The organism is Pseudoclavibacter sp. VKM Ac-2867, from assembly GCF_015351275.1.
Classification (GTDB): domain Bacteria; phylum Actinomycetota; class Actinomycetes; order Actinomycetales; family Microbacteriaceae; genus Pseudoclavibacter.
Genome location: NZ_JADKSL010000007.1, coordinates 111,044 through 124,764, shown reverse-complemented (window position 1 = coordinate 124,764; position 13,721 = coordinate 111,044). Strand labels below are relative to the sequence as shown.

Sequence of the window (13,721 nt, the reverse complement as noted above, 5' to 3'; positions counted from 1 at the left end):
GTCGAGATTAACGCGCCGAGCGGGTCGGATCGTGCACACTCGTCCGTATCCGCCCGCAGGCTAGGGTTTTGCCATGACGGTGAACTTCGACGACGGTCGCACCATGAAGCAGCGGATGCTCGCAGGCGAGCTGTACCACGCGGACGACCCGGAGCTGCTGGCGGGGGCGGAGCGCGCCGTTCGGCTGCAGGCCGAGTACAACGCGGCGTTCCCCGTCGATGCGGAGCGCGCGTCCGGGATCCTCGCCGAGCTCATCGGCAGTCTGGGCGCGAACGTCGCCGTGAAGGCGCCCCTGTACGTCGACTACGGCTCCAACATCACGATCGGCGACGGCACCTTCGTCAACGTGGGTCTCGTGGCGCTCGACGTCACCCCGATCACGATCGGTGCGAGCTGCCAGATCGGGCCGAACGTGCAGCTGCTGACGCCGACGCATCCACTCGACCCCGAGCCCCGTCGCGCCGGCTACGAGGCGGGCGCGCCCATCACGCTGGGCGACAACGTGTGGCTGGGCGGCGGCGTCATCGTCTGCCCCGGCGTGACGATCGGCGAGAACACGGTCGTGGGCGCTGGCGCCGTCGTCACGAAGGACCTGCCCGCGAATGTCATCGCCGTGGGCAACCCGGCACGCGTCATCCGCTCCCTCGACTGACCGAACCTCACGGAGCATCCATCATGGCTTCACGCAGCTACGCACGCGGCACCACGGAGTTCGACCGTGGGCTGACGTTCTTCGACGCGGTCTACGCGGTCGCCATCACCCTGCTCGTCGTCGATATCGTGCCGCCAACGGCAGACCACTGGGCGAGCTGGGATGCGCTCGCCGGCTCCGGCGTGCTCGACCAGCTCCTCGCCTTCGCGATCAGCTTCTTCGTCATCGCGAACTTCTGGAAGGTCAACCACCGCCTCATGGGCGAGGTGTCGGCGCTCGACGGCCCGCTGCTCAACACCAACATCGTGGCGATGTTCTTCATCGTGCTGCTGCCGTTCAGCACCGCGTCGATGAGCGAGGCGACCCTCGACGCGCAGCCCCTGCCCGTCGTGCTCTACGCCGTCAACATCATCTGCGCGTCGCTCGCGCAGCACGTCATCTGGGTCGTGGCCGTGCACCGCGGGCTCACGGAGCCGTCGCGGGCGGCGCGCCGCCGGTCCGCGTTCACGTTCGTCGTGCCGGCCGTGTTCGCCCTGTCGATCCCGGTCGCGTTCCTCCTCGGCCCGGACCCTGCGCGCTACACCTGGCTGCTGCTGCTCCTCACGGGCCCCGTCACGTCGGCCATCCAGAAGCGGATGGCCGCGCGCGACGGCGAGGAGCCGGGAGACGCCTAGCCCTGCGGCACGTACGCGTTCGTGAACGCGTCGCCGTCCAGCGGCTTCTCGAGCAGGTCCTGATCGCTCATGAACGTCGCCATCGTGGCCCACACGTCGGCGTCGTTCGTGAAGAGCGGCTGCCCCTCCTGCGCGGACAGGAACGGGATGGTCGCCTCGAGTGTCGCGAGCGCGTCGCTCTTCGCCTCGTCCGTGTAGAGGGTCGGGATGTACTCGGCGGCGATGTCGATCGACTCCTCCGGGTTGTCGATCACGTCCTGCGTGGCCAGAGCGAGGGCCTCGAGCACGGGGGTGATCGACGCATCGTCGCCCTCGATGATCGAGTCGGCGACCCCCAGCGACGGGCCGACGAGGGTCGGCGCATCCGCCGGCGCGATCTCGATCGTGCGAACCGGGAAGCCCGCCTTCTCGAACTGCACGGCATCGTTGTTGATGTAGCCCATGACCCCATCGACCGCGCCCGTCGTGAGCGCCGCCTGCTGCGTGTAGCCGATGTACTCGATCTTCACGTCGTCCGCCGTCAGCCCGTTGCTCTGCAGCAGCGACAGCAGCGCGAAGTACGTCTGCCCGTAGGGGCCGGGCGTGCCGATGGTCTTGCCGCGTGCATCCTCGGCCGTCGTGATGTCGGAGTCCTCCGGCACGATGAGCGTCGCCGGGTACGTGTTGTAGAGCGTCGCCACCGAGGTGACGGGGATGTCGGCCGCCCGCGCCTGCGTGATCTCGTCGCCGCCCGCGTACACGAAGTCCTCCGTGCCGTTCGCGAGCGCACCGAACAGGTCCTCGCCCTCGCCGTGGTGGCGCAGCTCCACGTTGACGCCCTTGTCGTCGAAGTAGCCCTTCGCCTCGGCCACGTAGAACGGCACGAACTGGATGTTCGGGGTGTAGGTGAGGCCGATGGTCACGTCGCCCGCGGCCGCTGCGGGCGCCTCCGCGCCGTTGCCGTCTGCCGAGGGGGAGCATCCGGCGAGCACGGCCACGGCTGCCACGGCGCCGGCCGCGATGACGGAGCGCACGGCCCGCGAGCGGAAGCCCGCGGTGGTTGGACGAGTGTTCATGGGCGTCTCCAGATCGAGAGAGGTGGGGTGTCAGTCAGGCGGGTGTGAGGTCAGGCAGGAAGCGGTTCGTCGGCGAGCACGCGGGCGCGCCGCCTCGACTTGGGTTCGTCGTCGTTCCAGGTGACGGCGTTCTGGAACAGCCGCATGAGGATGTACAGGGCGACCGCGAGGAGCACGAGCATGAGCAGCGTGGAGAAGATGCCGGGGATGTCGTTGGCGTCGCGGTTGAGGGTGAGGAGCATGCCGAGCCCCCGGCCGCCCATCGTGAACTCGCCGACGACGGCACCCGTGATGGACAGCGTCACGCCGGCGCGGATGCCGGCGAGCACGCTCGGCAGGGCGAGCGGCCCCTCGACCCACCACAGCAGCTGGTACCAGTTGGCGCCGTCGATGCGTGCGGCCTCGATGACGTCCTGCGGGAGCTGCCGCACGCCGAGCACGGTCGTGACGATCATCGGGAAGAACGACATGATCGCGCAGAGCACGACCGTCGGGGCGAGACCGTAGCCGATCCACAGCACGAGCAGCGGCGCGAGGGCGATGGCAGGGACGGCCTGCGACGCGGCGACGTACGGGGTGATCGCGACATCGACCCACGGAAGACGCGCGATGAGGTAGCCGAGCGGTACGGCCACGAGGATCGCGAGGAGACTGCCGAGCAGGGCCGCCGACAGCGTCACCCACGCGTGGCCCAGCATCGGGCCCTTCGTCACGTCGAGCCAGAAGCGCTCGGCGAGCTGGCCGGGGGCGGGGAGGAACTGCGGCGAGATGAGTCCGGCCGCCGTGACCAGCCACCACACGGCGAGCACACCGATCGCCACCGTGATCGGTGCGAGGAAGCGTGCTGACGTCGTGTTCATCTACCCGGCTTTCGTGGAAAGCTCCGGGGATGACGAGGCGCGTGGAGGTCGCCGAACTGGTCGGCGGATTCCACGAGCTGACGGTACGCCGAGGCGTGCCGTCACGTGCGCCTCCCTTCCGGACTTTCACCGTCGGTTCCGGAATTTCACCAGATCAGCCACTCCCTTGCGGGAGCAGGTCGCGGACTATAACCGCCGGCTCGGAATTACACCGACCCCGGAGCACGTGGACTCTGTCGCCAGAATACGACACGCCCCCGTGATGCGCGACATCGTGACGCTCCGCGACGAGCGAACAGCTCCCGGGAATGCCTGGACAGCAGCGCCGTCGCCCTTGCCACCGTCATCTCGGGATGGTCTGCACGCACGCGGATGGCTTGCAACACATCCCGAGGCGCGAAAGCCATCTCGAGACTCGGCTATCCGGCGGCGGCCTGCGCCTCCGCGGTCTTCTTCGCGCTGCGGAGCTCGCTGGCGATCGCCGCAGCTGCGATGGGCTTCGCGAGGCCGAGGCGCTCGGCGATGCCGCCGGCATCGAACTCCGCATCCACCGTCACGCGGGTGCTGGCCGGGGTGATCTCGTCAGTGCGCACCTCGGCGGCGAAGGACGCACGGCCCTCGACCGATTCCCAGCGCAGGCGCTTGCCCGGCTCGTTGACGACGACCTTCGCGTCGATCGAGCGTCGCTGCCCGACGAGCTCGACGTCCCACCTGATGAGGTCAGGGCCGAGCACCTCGACGTGCTTCACGATGCTGAGGACGCTCGGGAGCGACTCCGGCTCGGCGTAGAGGTTGAAGAGCACGTCGACGGGCACATCGATGTCGATGGATTCACTCACGAAGGTCATGCGATGAGCGTAGCCGTCGCACGCTACCGGTTCGCCGCGAGCGAGCCGGTCGTGGATGCCCCCGGCGTGGAGGCGAAGCAGCGGTAGCCGCGCAGCCCCGCGTCCCAGTCCGCCTGGTTCAGGGGGTAGCTGGCCTCGATGACGAGCCCGGGCACAGCCGCGGCCGCGGCGGTGTCGAGGACGTCGCTCGCCTGGCACGTGATCTGGGCGCGGTCCCTGAGCGCCGCCTCACCCGGATACTCGGCGTCTGCGGAGAACGTCGTCGCCTCGACGTCGGCGAGCAGCTGCCCCGAGTGCTCGGCGTCGCAGTCGACGACATCGAACCTGGGCTCCCAGGGAGAGACGTAGTCGCGGATGCACTGGCCCGGCTCGAGCAGCGACGCGTCGATGCCCGCGAGCGGCACCTCGCTGAGCGCGGGCCCGGCCGTCTCCGCCGGCGGGACCTGCCCGTCGCCGAACGGCTGGAGCCAGACTCCGAGCGCGGCCCCACCGAGGAGGAGGACCCCGATCAGCGCTGCGAGGACGCCGCGGTTGCGGCGCTTCGCGGCGCGCTCCACCTGCTGGTCGCGCGCTTCAGGCTGCTCGCGCGCGTCAGGCCTGGGGGTCGCTGCCACGGGGAGTGCCTAGGCGAGGCCCAGGTCTCCGAGGCCGATCGCGGCGCGGTACGGATAGCCGGCGGCTTCGATGACGCACTGCGCCTCCGTGGCACGGTCGACGATGACGGCGACGCCGACGACCTTCGCTCCGACCTTCTCAAGGGCTTCGATGGCCTTGAGCGGCGAGCCGCCCGTGGTGGACGTGTCCTCGAGCACGACGACCCGCTTGCCTTCCAGGTCCGGCCCTTCCACCTGGCGGCCGCGGCCGTGGTCCTTCGGCTCCTTGCGCACGACGAACGCGTCGACGATCTTGCCCTGCGCGAGCCCCTGGTGCATGACGGCGCTCGCGAGCGGGTCTGCACCCATCGTGAGGCCGCCGACTGCATCCACAGGAGCACCCGTGAGGGTCTCGAACTCCTCGATGACCTCGAGCAGCACGCGGCCGATGAGCGGCGAGGCGCGGTGGTCGAGGCTCAGCTTGCGGAGGTCGATGTAGTACGTCGCCTTCTTCCCGCTCGTGAGGGTGAAGTCGCCGTGGAACACGGCTTCGTCGCGGATGAGTTCGATGAGGGCGTCGCGGTCTGTCGTCACGGTCCTCAAGCCTAATCGCCCGAGGGGCAGGTCACCGCGCTGAGAGCGAGTCCGCTGCGATGGCGTCGGCGATCGTGGCCCGCGGATGCGCGCGACGCCACTCCCGCAGGGCGGCTCCCGTCGGCAGCCCGTGTTCGTCGCGGCTCGCGGTCACACCGCCGCCACCGGAGGACGCAGGCCGGTGGTCGCCTGCCCCGCACGACGTGGTCGGGTCGAGTTCGCTGGTCTTCGTCACGGTGTTCGTCTTCATCACGCCTCCTCCGGCCAGCGCCTCGCTGGCCTTCGTTGTCTCGGGATGCTTCCGGTCCTGCGCGTCGAGCTGTGCTGCGTTTCGAGCTGCCGCCAGCCCATCAAGGCCCTCGGCCCGCTGTCAAGCGCACAGGACTTTCGATGGACGGGATTCACCCGATCCCGCGACTCCCAGCGAACTCTGCGAACCCTGCGATGGCGGCGATCCCGTCGCATCCAAAGCCGCCGAGCGCGCGCACACTGTGAGATCGCCGAGACGCCGAGACCCGGCCACCGAATGAGCGGTGGCCGGGTTTCGGCGTTCGGTGGAGTTGTCACCCTCCTCGCGGAATCAGCGGCTGAGGAACTCCAGCACGACCCGGTTCCACTCGTCGACGTGACTCACGTTGACGCCGTGGGGCGCATCCGCCACGACGTGCAGCTCGGAGCCGGCGACGGCCTCGTTCGTACGAGCTCCGGACCCCTCGAAGGGCACGGTCGCGTCGCTGTCGCCGTGGATGACAAGCGTCGGCACCTTCACGGCCTGCAGGTCGTCGCGGAAGTCGGTGCTCGCGAACGCCGCCATGGCCTGCAGGGCGGCGGGCTTGAACGCCTGCTTGGTCAGCTCGATGGCAGCCTGGCGCTCCTGCTCGGAGACGACGAGCTTGTCGTCGACCGAGTAGAACGTGGTGATGAAGCCGTCGTAGAACGTCTCCTGGTTGGCGGTGAGCGCGGCCGTCATCTTGGCGGCCTCTCCAGCCTCGAGGGGGCCGTCCGGGTTGCCGGCGGTCTTCAGCAGGTACGGCGGGACAGCGGATGCGAAGACGACGCTGTGCACGCGCTCGTCGCCGAATTTCGCGAGGTAGCGGGCTACTTCGCCGCCGCCCATGGAGAAGCCGACGAGGGTGACCTCGCGCAGGTCGAGGGCCTCGAGCACCGACTGCAGGTCGTCGGCGAAGCTGTCGTAGCTGTACCCCGTGAGGGGCTTGTCGCTGCGGCCGAAGCCACGGCGGTCGTAGGTCACGACGCGGTGGCCGGCGGCCTCGAAGGCCGGCACCTGGTGGTTCCAGGCTTCGCCGGAAAGCGGCCAGCCGTGGATGAGGACAACGGGGCGACCGGTTCCACCCGTGTCGTCGACGTGGAGCTTCGTGTCCGCGAGCAGGCCGTGGTGTGCGGTGATCTCAGTCATTGCGGTGCCTTCCCGCGCCGCGACTTGCGACGCATCTGCAATCATTCGGAACCGGGCTCCGCATCGGATCGGTGGCTCGGAGGCAACGCTCAGACGTCGATCGTGAAGGCGAGGAGCTGGAACGGCGGCCGCCCGTCGCCGGGGTCGACCGTGCGCACGCGCGACTCGAGGATCGAGAAGCCGAGCCGCTCGTAGAGGCGGTGCGCTCGCACCATCTGCGGTCCGCTGTTCATGACCACGCGCCGCAGCCCGCGTCGTCGCGCGAGCTCGATGACGAGCTTCGTGAGGATCGCGCCGACCCCGCGCCCGCGAGCGCCGGGGTCGACGGCGAGCAGCCGGAAGTCGAGCTCCTCGTCGCTCTCGGGCAGCGTGGTGAGGTGCTCCCCCGGCTTCGGCGTCACGACGGATCCGAGCAGCTCCCCGCTCAGTGCATCCACGGCGACCCACACCTGATTGACTTCGGCGCGCTCGGCGACGGAGACGATGTCGTCGCGGTAGTGGCCCGAGATCGTGTACTCGAGTTCGTAGGCGCGCAGCGAGAGGGCCGAGACGGCGTCGATCTCGTTCGGCCGCACGAGCCGCACCACGACGCCGGGGTCGAGCTGCAACGGCAGCCGGTAGTCGATGTGTGGGATGCGGGACGCGTCGGCGACCGCCTCCGTGTCGCTCGCGTCGTCGGCCCCGTTGGTGCGCCGATACCCCAGGCCCTCGTAGAGCGCCTGCGCGGCGAGGTTCTTGCCTCCCGTGTCGAGCACGAGCGCGGATGCGCCCCACCCGAGCGCCGTCTCGCTCGCCGCCTGCATGAGGCGTTTCGCGATGCCGAGCCGCTGCGCGGTGGGTGAGACGGCGAGGAGGCGCACCTCCGCTTCGTCGCCCGTGGCGAGGCGCGATGGGCCCGTGCCGGCGCGCGCGATGCTGAACGTGCCCACGATCTCGGCGCCGCCGCGATCGCCGGGACTGCCGCGTTCGGCGACGAGCACGGCACCGGCGGCGGCTCGCCCCTCGACGTCGCGCACGAAGCGTCGGCGCTCTTCGCCGACCTGCAGGTGCCCGTATGGCCCAGCGGCGAACGCCGCCTCGCTGACACGGACGACCTCGGGCCAGTCCGCGGGCATGGCCGTACGGACGCGGATCACAGCGGGCTCTGCGGGCCGTGCGGGCTCTGGCCCGGCCGACACCGCCTGCGTCGGCACGGGTGCGGTCTGCGTCATGCGGCGGATGCCCCGACCAGCTCTTCGCTCCAGAGCGTCGTGGAGAACTCCTCGCGGAGCGCTGGGATGACAGCAGTGGCGAAGTACTCCAGCTGGTCGAGCTGCTGCTCGTGCGGGAGCGTGGTGGGGAGGCTGATCGACTGCAGGTCGTGGTCGAAGGCGGCGTGGAAGCGGCCGATCTTGTCGATCACCTGCTGCGGGCTTCCGACGAGTGCCGGCCCCTCGGCGATGGCGTGGTCGATGTCGCGGAACACGGAGTTGTTGCCTGGCACGTTGGTGGCGGCGACGAGGGCCTCGTAGACCGGACCGTACTGCTCCTTCGCCTTCTGCGAGGTCTCTGCGATGAAGAGCGAGCCGGCGCCCGCGCCGACGAACGCGGTGCGGGGGTCGTGGCCGTGGCGCTCGAACTCGTCGCGGTAGTGGCGCACGAGCACCTCGTAGTTGCGCAGGGGCTGGATGGCGTTCGCCGAGAAGAGCGGGTCGCCCCACTTCGCCGCGAGGGCTGCCGAGGCGAGGGTCGTCGCCGAGCCGTGCCACACGCGAGGCGGCCCGGCGTAGGGCCGCGGCAGGGTCGTGACCTTCGTGAGGGGACGCGTGAACTCGCTGCCTGGCCAGTCGAGCTCGGTCTCCCTCCACAGCTGCCGGAGCAGCGCGTACTTCTCGGCGAGCAGCTCCCACTGGTCGTCGATCTCGAGACCGAACAGCGGGAACTGGGCGACCTCGTTTCCTTTGCCGATGGTGATCTCGAGGCGGCCACGCGAGAGCTGGTCGATCGTCGCGAAGTCCTCGGCAACCCGGACGGGGTCGAGGATCGACAGCACGGTCACGCCCGTCTGGAGGCGGATCGTCGACGTCTGCGCCGCGATGGCCCCGAGGAGCACGCTCGGCGAGGACGACAGGAAGCGGCCAGCGTGGCGCTCCCCCACCGAGAAGGCGTCGAAGCCGAGCTCCTCGGCGCGCAGCGCGAACTCGAGGGTCTCGTGGAGCCGCTCGGACGGCGTCAGCTGCTCGCCCGTGACCGGGTTGGCGACGTACGGGACGATGTCGAGGACCTGGAACTTCACGCTGAGGCGCTCTCTGCGTGCTCGCCGGCCTTCGCGAGCGGCGTCTTCTCCCCGGCCTCGATGCCGACGGGGAGTCGGTTCTCGGCGGGAGGCAGCGGGCAGGTCGCGAAGACCGTGTACGCGCAGGGCAGGTTCACTGCGCGGTTGAAGTCGACCGTGACTCGGCCCTCCGCATCCGGCGCCGAGACCGACAGGGCCCGGTTCGCGGCGTACGTCGTGAGGCCGCTCGTCGCATCCGTGAACAGGACGAGCAGCGATCCCGCCTCGTGCCCGTTGAACGCGGTGAGCGAGAACTGCTCGCCGCGAAGCTCGAAGGTGACCTTGCCCGGCGAGGAGTAGACATGCTCGAGACCCTCGACCGCGGCCCCGACGGTCACATCGCGCGGCTCGTCGAACGCCTCGAACGTGCCCTGCGCGCGCCAGCGCAGGTTAGGGAGGTAGGTGGGGGTGCCCGAGTAGGCAGCCAGGTAGTCGTAGTCGGGGTCGCGGGGGCGCACGATTGTGAACCCTCCCCGCTTGGCGATCTCGATGAGCACCTTGCCGGCGCGGGCGGTGACCCCGTCGCGCTCGGCGATGCACGGGAACCGGTGCAGCCGGGGCCCCTGCAACAGGAGGCCGTCGGCCTCGAGGGTCTCGCCGTCGGCGAGATCGACGATCGCCTGCCCATCCTCAAGCGACCAGGAACCTGGGATGCCATCAATGGCCTGCGGCTCCTCCGACAGGAAGTTCAGGCTGGTCACGGCCAGGAACCCGTGGCCATCGGTGCGCCGCTTCTCGTGCTCGACGTGCCACGCCTCCCAGTCGCGGTTGAACTGGGCGCGGTCGACGTCGGCGTCGCCGCCGGGGCCACCATCGCGGACAAGGGACGGGGAAGCCGAGATGCTCATGCCGGGATGGTAGGCAGACGCCGCCTGCAACCGTAAGACGGGGGCTGCGCCGGACTACTCAGGGCGTCACATTGCGCAAGGCGGGCGGTGCGTTTCAGGGGACACGCCGGAAACACGACTGCAACACACTTCGTTCGTTCGCGTAACACCACCGCCGCGCAGGCGAAACAGCACGAGCGCACCATGAGTGCACCCCGACGCCCCACGTGCGTCCCTTGCAGAGAGGTCTACAACGATGGATCAAGGAAATACCGCATTCATCCTCTTCGCGGCGGCGCTCGTGCTGCTGATGACACCAGGACTGGCCTTCTTCTACGGAGGCCTGGTCAAGGCGAAGAGCGTGATCAGCATGATGATGATGAGTTTCGGCGCGATCGGCCTGATCGGCGTGCTCTGGGTGCTCTTCGGCTACTCGATCGCCTTCCCGGCGGCTGAGGGCCTGAGCCCGCTCTTCGCGATCGACCCGTCCGCGATGGGGCTCTCCAGCCTCCTCGAGGTGCCGGAAGACGCCGCCTACCCACCGCTCGCGTTCGCCGCCTTCCAGGCGACCTTCGCGATCATCACCGTCGCCCTCGTCTCCGGAGCCATCGCCGACCGCGCGAAGTTCGGCTCGTGGATGATCTTCGCCGGCATCTGGGCGACCGTCGTCTACTTCCCCGTCGCCAGCTGGGTCTTCAACTTCGGCCTCGCCGACGACGGCTCCTTCGCATACGGCGGATGGACGACCTACGGCCTGCAGGAGACCTTCGGCCTCGGCGTCATCGACTTCGCCGGCGGCACGGCAGTGCACATCACGGCCGGCGCTGCAGCCCTCGCCCTCGCGCTTGTCCTCGGCCGCCGCGTCGGGTTCGGCAAGGGAGCTCACGTCCCCCACAACCCGCCCTTCGTGCTCCTCGGCGCCGGCCTCCTCTGGTTCGGCTGGTTCGGCTTCAACGCAGGATCCGAGCTCGCCGCTGACGGCGTCGCAGCCCTCGCCGTCGTCAACACGATCGCGGCCCCCGCGGCCGCGCTCCTCGCCTGGCTGGTCGTCGAGAAGATCCGCGACGGCAAGCCCACCTCGGTCGGTGCAGCATCCGGTGCCGTCGCGGGCCTGGTCGCCATCACCCCCGCCTGTGCATCCCTCGACCCCGTGTGGGCGATCCTCCTCGGCGTCATCGCCGGAGCCGTCTGCGCCATCGCGATCGACCTGAAGTTCAAGCTGGGCCTCGACGACTCGCTCGACGTCGTGGGCATCCACCTCGTCGGCGGCCTCATCGGAACCCTCTACCTGGGCTTCTTCGCCAACGGCACCGGCCTGTTCCTCGGTGGGGACGGCACGCAGCTCCTCGTGCAGGCCATCGCGGCCTTCGCCATCATGGCGTACTCCTTCGTCGGAGCCCTGGTCATCGGATTCATCATCCACAAGACCATCGGCTTCCGCGTGAAGGACGAGGACGAGATCGCCGGCCTCGACACCGTCTCGCACGGTGAGGCGGGCTACGTGCTCGAGGACACGCGCGTCTAGCGTCGCCCCGTTCACCGACCTCGAAGGTGGCGGCACAGTTCACAGACTGGCCGCCACCTTCTGGCCTTCCCCCACCACGGCAAGGCCAACCCCCAACTGAGCTACACGCAGATTGGATGCCGTTCGATGAAGATCGTCACGCCGCAGTCGCTGCCCCGGGAACGACTCGGCACCGACCTCCGCTCGGGAAGCGTGCACGAGATCTGGCGCGACCCGGACGACGAGGTCGACCCCAGGTGGAGCCTCTCCCTCGTCGACGTGAAGCGAAACGTGAAGTCGCTGCACCGACCCGAGGGAACGGTCGACCACTGGCTCGGCATCAGCGGGCCGCAGCTGCGCCTCGTGGATGGGACACGGCAGGAGAAGGTGCGCGCAGACCACCAGATCGTGGTCGAGTCGACGACGCCGCTCCTCCTGCTGCGCAGCTCCATCGGACGGGCGAAGAGCACCCGGCTGCTGCGGGTGACCCGCAAGTCGGAGATGCAGCCCATCATCCTCGGCCGCGTCTTCGTGAGCGACCCCGTCGAGTTCGACCCCGACGTGCGCGCCATCTACCTCATCAGCGGCCGCCTCCGCGTCGCAGACACCGATCTGGCCCAGGGTGAGGCCGCGATCTTCGACGACACCGTCCCCCCGGTCATGCACTCGGATGGCGCCTTCGTCGCGACCATGGCGATCCCCTGCGTCGAGGTGCCCCAGGGCTCGTGACCGAGCTGCGCCCAGCGCGACGAGCGCTCGGGAACTCCTACGGGGCGTAGAGCACGGCGTAGCCGGCGACCTCGCGTGCGTACTCGGCCGGGAGGTTGTAGGCGGAGATCGCGGTGTTCCAGCCGTCATCGCTCGTGAGCTCGCCACCCCGCTCGCACAGGTAGGCGGCCGCCGTCTGCACGGCGTCGTCGATGTGGTGCGGGTCCGCGACCCCGTCGAAGTTCGCGTCCTGCCCGAACTTCGCCCACGTCTCCGGGATGAACTGCATGGGGCCGACCGCGCGGTCCCATTCCGCGTCCTCATCGAGAGCGCCGCCGTCGGTGTCCGGGATAGCGAGGAACCCTGCGCTGCCATCGAGAGGCACGCCGATGATGCGCGGCTCGACCTGGCCAGAATCCAGTACCTGAGACCCGCCGTACGTGCCGTGTCGGGACTCGACCGCCCCAATGCCGGCGAGAGTGTTCCAGCCGATGCCGCACTCCGGGCGCGTCTCGGAGACGCGGATCGCCGCTCCCGCGTAGGCCGAGAGCGCCCTGGTCGGGATGCCCGTCGCCTCCGAGGTCGCCTGCACCCAGGCCGGAGCTGCGAGCTCAGCGAGCGGCACATCCCAGATCCCGTACCCCGCCGACTCGGGCAGGGCCTGCGCGGGCGCCGCCGGGTAGCCCTCTGCCGCGGGGTCGAGTTCCGGCTCCGTCTGCACCTGAGCGTCCCCGCTGCCGACCTCGTCCTCGCCGTAGGCAGGCGAGAAGAAGGACCCGGCGCATCCCGTCAGCAGCGAAGCGGACGCGACGCCGACACCCAGGGTCATGAGCAGGCGGGTGCGAGCGGGGGTGCTGGCAGACAAGACGATGATGCTGGCCCTTCCTGGGGTCGGCGGCGGGGTCGGCGCGGTTCGGCGCGGGGTCGTCGGCGGCTGGAGCCGAGAGGCTCAGCGTACGTGCGACCACGGACACCCGACTGGATGCGCGCCGAACGCGCTCAGGCGCGGTCGGCTTCTTCGGCCAGCTCCGCCTTCTTCTCCGGCACGAGCTTCAGCCCGATGACCGCCAGGATGATGCCGGAGATGAACACGGCCTTCCACGGAGAGAACGCTTCGTCGCCCGTTGCCATCGCGTAGATGACGGTGAGCGCCGCCCCGATGCCGACCCACACGGCGTAGGCGGTGCCGATCGGGATGCGAGCCGCGGCCCAACCGAGGCCCAGCATGCTGAGCACGACCCCGACGAAGAAGACGATCGTCGGGCCGGGCTGCGTGAACCCGTCCGACTGGCCGAGGGCGGTGGCCCAGACGGCTTCGAGGATGCCGCTGATGACAAGCGCGATCCACGCCATGGTCAGCTCACCACCTTGAGGCCGATGACGGAGCCGACGAGCAGCAGGAGCAGGAGGACTCGGGCGACCGAGACGCGTTCCTGCTTCGTGACCATGGCCCAGACGACGGTGAGGGTCGCGCCGATGCCGACCCAGACCGCGTAGGCGGTGCCGGTGGGCAGCTGCGTCATGGCCCAGGCGAGGCCGGCCATGCTGATCGTGAGCGTCACGAGGAACACGACAACGGGGATGGGCTTCTTGAAACCCTTCGAGGCGGAGAGCGCTGAGGCCCAGACGGCCTCCAGCATTCCAGACAGAATCAACACGAACCAAGCCACGACGG

General features: G+C 69.5%; 17 protein-coding genes and 1 riboswitch. Of the genes, 4 read left to right on the top strand and 13 right to left on the bottom strand.

Features of this window, described 5'->3' with window-relative positions; translation table 11 throughout:
- Positions 1-73: 73 nt before the first annotated feature.
- Positions 74-652, top strand: a complete 579-nt coding sequence (locus ITJ67_RS08900; protein ID WP_194677381.1) for a sugar O-acetyltransferase — start codon at positions 74-76, stop codon at positions 650-652.
- Between the two features lie 23 nt (positions 653-675).
- Complete coding sequence (locus tag ITJ67_RS08895; RefSeq protein WP_160070867.1) at positions 676-1,326, top strand: TMEM175 family protein; 651 nt, start codon at positions 676-678, stop codon at positions 1,324-1,326.
- Here ITJ67_RS08895 and ITJ67_RS08890 read toward each other — a convergent pair.
- From ITJ67_RS08890 to ITJ67_RS08845, 10 genes are all read right to left on the bottom strand, one after another.
- Positions 1,323-2,381, bottom strand: coding sequence for an ABC transporter substrate-binding protein (locus ITJ67_RS08890; protein ID WP_160070868.1), 1,059 nt, complete (start codon positions 2,379-2,381; stop codon positions 1,323-1,325). The genes ITJ67_RS08895 and ITJ67_RS08890 overlap by 4 nt on opposite strands.
- A gap of 50 nt (positions 2,382-2,431) precedes the next feature.
- Positions 2,432-3,241, bottom strand: coding sequence for an ABC transporter permease (locus tag ITJ67_RS08885; RefSeq protein ID WP_160070869.1), 810 nt, complete (start codon positions 3,239-3,241; stop codon positions 2,432-2,434).
- A gap of 102 nt (positions 3,242-3,343) precedes the next feature.
- Positions 3,344-3,470, bottom strand: a riboswitch (FMN riboswitch).
- A gap of 190 nt (positions 3,471-3,660) precedes the next feature.
- On the bottom strand, positions 3,661-4,089 hold the full coding sequence (locus ITJ67_RS08880) for an SRPBCC family protein (RefSeq protein WP_160070870.1): 429 nt from the start codon (positions 4,087-4,089) through the stop codon (positions 3,661-3,663).
- Between the two features lie 23 nt (positions 4,090-4,112).
- Complete coding sequence (locus ITJ67_RS20245) at positions 4,113-4,703, bottom strand: septum formation family protein (RefSeq protein WP_160070871.1); 591 nt, start codon at positions 4,701-4,703, stop codon at positions 4,113-4,115.
- 9 nt (positions 4,704-4,712) lie between these two features.
- Entirely contained in the window at positions 4,713-5,276 is a 564-nt protein-coding gene (gene pyrE, locus ITJ67_RS08870) for an orotate phosphoribosyltransferase (RefSeq protein WP_194677380.1), read from the bottom strand.
- A gap of 31 nt (positions 5,277-5,307) precedes the next feature.
- Entirely contained in the window at positions 5,308-5,526 is a 219-nt protein-coding gene (locus tag ITJ67_RS08865) for a hypothetical protein (RefSeq protein ID WP_194677379.1), read from the bottom strand.
- A 330-nt stretch (positions 5,527-5,856) separates the two neighbouring features.
- Positions 5,857-6,693: an alpha/beta fold hydrolase gene (locus tag ITJ67_RS08860; RefSeq protein ID WP_160070874.1), complete on the bottom strand. Its 837-nt coding sequence runs from the start codon at positions 6,691-6,693 to the stop codon at positions 5,857-5,859.
- An 89-nt stretch (positions 6,694-6,782) separates the two neighbouring features.
- Entirely contained in the window at positions 6,783-7,904 is a 1,122-nt protein-coding gene (locus ITJ67_RS08855) for a GNAT family N-acetyltransferase (protein WP_194677378.1), read from the bottom strand.
- Entirely contained in the window at positions 7,901-8,968 is a 1,068-nt protein-coding gene (locus ITJ67_RS08850) for an LLM class flavin-dependent oxidoreductase (RefSeq protein ID WP_194677377.1), read from the bottom strand. Before ITJ67_RS08850 ends, ITJ67_RS08855 begins: the two co-directional genes overlap by 4 nt.
- Positions 8,965-9,855, bottom strand: a complete 891-nt coding sequence (locus tag ITJ67_RS08845) for a DUF1684 domain-containing protein (protein ID WP_194677376.1) — start codon at positions 9,853-9,855, stop codon at positions 8,965-8,967. The genes ITJ67_RS08850 and ITJ67_RS08845 overlap by 4 nt, the downstream gene beginning before the upstream one ends.
- 235 nt (positions 9,856-10,090) lie before the next feature.
- Between ITJ67_RS08845 and ITJ67_RS08840 the strand changes: the two genes are divergently transcribed.
- Both ITJ67_RS08840 and ITJ67_RS08835 read left to right on the top strand, forming a co-directional pair.
- Complete coding sequence (locus ITJ67_RS08840; protein ID WP_104330269.1) at positions 10,091-11,359, top strand: ammonium transporter; 1,269 nt, start codon at positions 10,091-10,093, stop codon at positions 11,357-11,359.
- Positions 11,360-11,485: 126 nt separating this feature from the next.
- Positions 11,486-12,067, top strand: a complete 582-nt coding sequence (locus ITJ67_RS08835) for a hypothetical protein (protein ID WP_194677375.1) — start codon at positions 11,486-11,488, stop codon at positions 12,065-12,067.
- Positions 12,068-12,104: 37 nt separating this feature from the next.
- On the opposite strand, the gene ITJ67_RS08830 is transcribed toward ITJ67_RS08835, so the two are convergent.
- The 3 genes from ITJ67_RS08830 to ITJ67_RS08820 all read right to left on the bottom strand — a co-directional run bounded on the left by ITJ67_RS08830 (position 12,105) and on the right by ITJ67_RS08820 (position 13,716).
- On the bottom strand, positions 12,105-12,911 hold the full coding sequence (locus tag ITJ67_RS08830; RefSeq protein ID WP_228502512.1) for a lytic transglycosylase domain-containing protein: 807 nt from the start codon (positions 12,909-12,911) through the stop codon (positions 12,105-12,107).
- 134 nt (positions 12,912-13,045) lie between these two features.
- Entirely contained in the window at positions 13,046-13,399 is a 354-nt protein-coding gene (locus ITJ67_RS08825) for a DMT family transporter (protein WP_160070878.1), read from the bottom strand.
- 2 nt (positions 13,400-13,401) lie between these two features.
- Positions 13,402-13,716 carry a DMT family transporter gene (locus tag ITJ67_RS08820; protein WP_160070879.1) on the bottom strand — a complete coding sequence of 105 codons (315 nt, stop codon included), beginning with the start codon at positions 13,714-13,716 and terminating at the stop codon, positions 13,402-13,404.
- Positions 13,717-13,721 lie beyond the last annotated feature (5 nt).

Excerpts from the sequence above, each read along its gene's own strand:
- ITJ67_RS08860 (WP_160070874.1), bottom strand. The coding sequence starts at position 6,693 with ATGACTGAGATCACCGCACACCACGGCCTGCTCGCGGACACGAAGCTC.
- ITJ67_RS08835 (WP_194677375.1), top strand. The coding sequence starts at position 11,486 with ATGAAGATCGTCACGCCGCAGTCGCTGCCCCGGGAACGACTCGGCACC.
- ITJ67_RS08885 (WP_160070869.1), bottom strand. The coding sequence starts at position 3,241 with ATGAACACGACGTCAGCACGCTTCCTCGCACCGATCACGGTGGCGATC.
- ITJ67_RS08865 (WP_194677379.1), bottom strand. The coding sequence starts at position 5,526 with ATGAAGACGAACACCGTGACGAAGACCAGCGAACTCGACCCGACCACG.
- ITJ67_RS08880 (WP_160070870.1), bottom strand. The coding sequence starts at position 4,089 with ATGACCTTCGTGAGTGAATCCATCGACATCGATGTGCCCGTCGACGTG.
- ITJ67_RS08845 (WP_194677376.1), bottom strand. The coding sequence starts at position 9,855 with ATGAGCATCTCGGCTTCCCCGTCCCTTGTCCGCGATGGTGGCCCCGGC.
- ITJ67_RS08825 (WP_160070878.1), bottom strand. The coding sequence starts at position 13,399 with ATGGCGTGGATCGCGCTTGTCATCAGCGGCATCCTCGAAGCCGTCTGG.
- ITJ67_RS08890 (WP_160070868.1), bottom strand. The coding sequence starts at position 2,381 with ATGAACACTCGTCCAACCACCGCGGGCTTCCGCTCGCGGGCCGTGCGC.
- ITJ67_RS08900 (WP_194677381.1), top strand. The coding sequence starts at position 74 with ATGACGGTGAACTTCGACGACGGTCGCACCATGAAGCAGCGGATGCTC.
- ITJ67_RS08855 (WP_194677378.1), bottom strand. The coding sequence starts at position 7,904 with ATGACGCAGACCGCACCCGTGCCGACGCAGGCGGTGTCGGCCGGGCCA.
- ITJ67_RS08895 (WP_160070867.1), top strand. The coding sequence starts at position 676 with ATGGCTTCACGCAGCTACGCACGCGGCACCACGGAGTTCGACCGTGGG.
- ITJ67_RS08840 (WP_104330269.1), top strand. The coding sequence starts at position 10,091 with ATGGATCAAGGAAATACCGCATTCATCCTCTTCGCGGCGGCGCTCGTG.